Consider the following 2,429-nt stretch of genomic DNA (forward strand, 5'->3'; position numbering starts at 1 on the left):
TCTTGTTCGCGCGCGACCTGTGGCGCTGGCGGCCCCCGGCCACGGTGGGCGCCGCGCCGGATCGGGTCGCCGCCGCGGTCCGCTCCGGCGGCCGCGACGTCCGGCATTCACCGGTGGTCCGTCGCATCCTGCTGCGCGCGGGCCTGTTCCTGGTCCCCGGCAGTGCCCTCTGGGCCCTGCTCCCCCTGGTCGCCAGCCGTCGCCTCGGGCTCGGCTCCGGCGGGTACGGCGTCCTGCTCGGCGCGGTCGGCGTCGGCGCGGTGGCCGGGGCGCTGCTGCTCCCCCAGTTGCGGGCCCGCTGGTCCCTGAACCGGCTGCTGCTGGTGGCCGGCGTGGGTTTCGCCCTTGTCCTCACCGTCCTCGCGCTGAGCCGCTCCGAGGCCGTCGTCGTGGCGGCGCTGCTGCCGGCCGGCGTCGCGTGGGTCATGGTGCTGTCCAGCGTGAACGCCGCGATGCAACTGTTCCTGCCCAACTGGGTACGCGCCCGCGGCCTGGCGGTCTACCAGATGGTCTTCGCCGGCGCCCAGGCCGCCGGCGCCCTCGCCTGGGGCGCCCTGTCCGACATGTTGGGCCTGGTGCCCGCGCACCTGACCGCCGCCGTCCTCATGCTGGCCGGCGCGGCGACGCTGCGCTGGTGGCCGTAGCGCGACACCACCGGCCAGAACCGCGAACCGGCCGTGTTCTGGCCCGAGCCGCACCTGGAGCTGGACCCGGACAGCCAGGACGGCCCGGTCCTGGTCACCGCCAGCTATCCGGTGAGCCCCGAACGCGCGGCGGCGTTCGTCGAGGCGATGGAGGCAGTACGCCGCAGCCGGCTGCGGACCGGCGCGGTGCGCTGAGGCCTGTTCCGCGACGGGGAACAGCCGGACCGCTTCGTCGAGGCGTACCTGGTGCCGAGCTGGGACGAGCACCTGCGCCAGCATGGCGGCCGGCTGACCGGGGCCGACCGGGCGGTGGAGGAACGGGCCCAGGCTCTCGCCGACGGACCGCCGCAGGTGAGTCACCTGCTCTCGGCCCGCTGACCACCGGCGACAGGCCGCCGCGTCCGTCGTTTCCCGGACAATGTCGATTCAGGCATTGAGAACGATCACTGCATTCCGCCAGAATCGCGACCATGAGTGACGACATCGCAACGGTACGGGACTACGACCTGTTCACCCCGGAAGTGATGGCCGACCACAACGCGTTCCTGCACCGGGTCCGCGCCGAGAGTCCCCTGGCCCGGCTGCCCCAGCTCGACGCCTACCTGCTCACCCGGTACGCGGACATCAACGCGGCCCTGCGCGACAAACGCATGGACAGCGCCAACATGGCCCAGGTCCTGCACCGCCTCACGCCCGAAGAGCAGGAGGAGCTGGCCCCGATCCGACAGTCCATCGAGATGTGGATGGGCCACACCGTCCCGGCCGACCACGTCCGCTTCCAGCAGCTGCTCAAGCGCTACTTCACCCCGGCGATGGTCGACCAGCTGCGGCCCCGGGTACGCGCGTTCACCCACGAACTGCTCGACGCCGTCGCCCCCAAGGGACAGATGGACGTGGTCCGCGATCTCGCGTACCCGTTGCCGGCCAACGTGATCGCCGAGCTGCTCGGGATGCCGACCACCGACCGCGAGCAGTTGCAGGCGTGGTCGCGGGACATCGTGCCGATCTTCAGCAACGGCGACGTGCAGCAGATGCGCCAGGCCCAGCGCAGCATGCTGGAGATGCACGACTACCTGCGGACCATCGCCGCCGAACGCCGCCGGGCTCCCCGCGAGGATGTGCTGAGCATGTTCATGGCGGCCGAGGCCGAGGGCGCCATCACCGAGGACGAGGCGGTGGCCAACTGCGTGCTGCTGCTCTTCGCCGGGCACGAGACCACCGCGAACCTGATCGCCAACGGCCTGGTCCTGCTCTTCGACCACCCGGACCAGCTGGCCCAGCTGCGGGCGAACCCGGAACTGATGCCGTCGGCGGTCGAGGAGATGCTGCGCTGCGACGGCCCGGCCGGGGTGATCGGGCGAGTTACCAAGGAGCCCGTCGAGGTGGCCGGGCATCCCGTACCGGCGGGGCGGCACATCTATCTGGCGCTGATGGCGGCCAACCGCGACCCGGAGACCTTCCCCGACCCGGACACCTTCGACATCACCCGCAAGCGCAACCGGCACCTGAGCTTCGGCATGGGCACCTACTACTGCCTGGGTGCGGCGCTGGCCCGGATGGAGACCGACGAGTGCCTGCGGATCCTGCTGGACCGGTGCCCGCAACTGCGGCCCGCGTACGAGACCCCGGACTGGACGCCGACCGCGCCGTTCGGCCACCGGCTGGAAACGCTCCGCGTCACCTTCTGACGCTCCACAATGGTGGGCGGGCCGAGTCGCCGCGGCCCGCCCACCATTGATCGGTCACACGCCGGTGAAGCGGCGCAGGCGCAGGCTGTTGGCCACC

General features: G+C 71.8%; 1 protein-coding gene and 1 pseudogene. Both read left to right on the plus strand.

The features are described 5' to 3' along the window. Window positions 1-44: 44 nt before the first annotated feature. Window positions 45-1,022 (plus strand): annotated as a pseudogene (locus AB0C29_RS43590) (MFS transporter). Between the two features lie 92 nt (window positions 1,023-1,114). Next, window positions 1,115-2,332 (plus strand): cytochrome P450, encoded by a 1,218-nt coding sequence (locus AB0C29_RS43595; RefSeq protein WP_360833562.1) that lies wholly within the window; start codon window positions 1,115-1,117, stop codon window positions 2,330-2,332. The last annotated feature ends 97 nt before the right edge of the window (window positions 2,333-2,429 follow it).

The sequence above is a fragment of the Actinoplanes sp. NPDC048791 genome (genome assembly GCF_040650095.1).
Lineage (GTDB): Bacteria > Actinomycetota > Actinomycetes > Mycobacteriales > Micromonosporaceae > Actinoplanes.

Excerpts from the sequence above, each read along its gene's own strand:
- AB0C29_RS43595 (WP_360833562.1), top strand. The coding sequence starts at position 1,115 with ATGAGTGACGACATCGCAACGGTACGGGACTACGACCTGTTCACCCCG.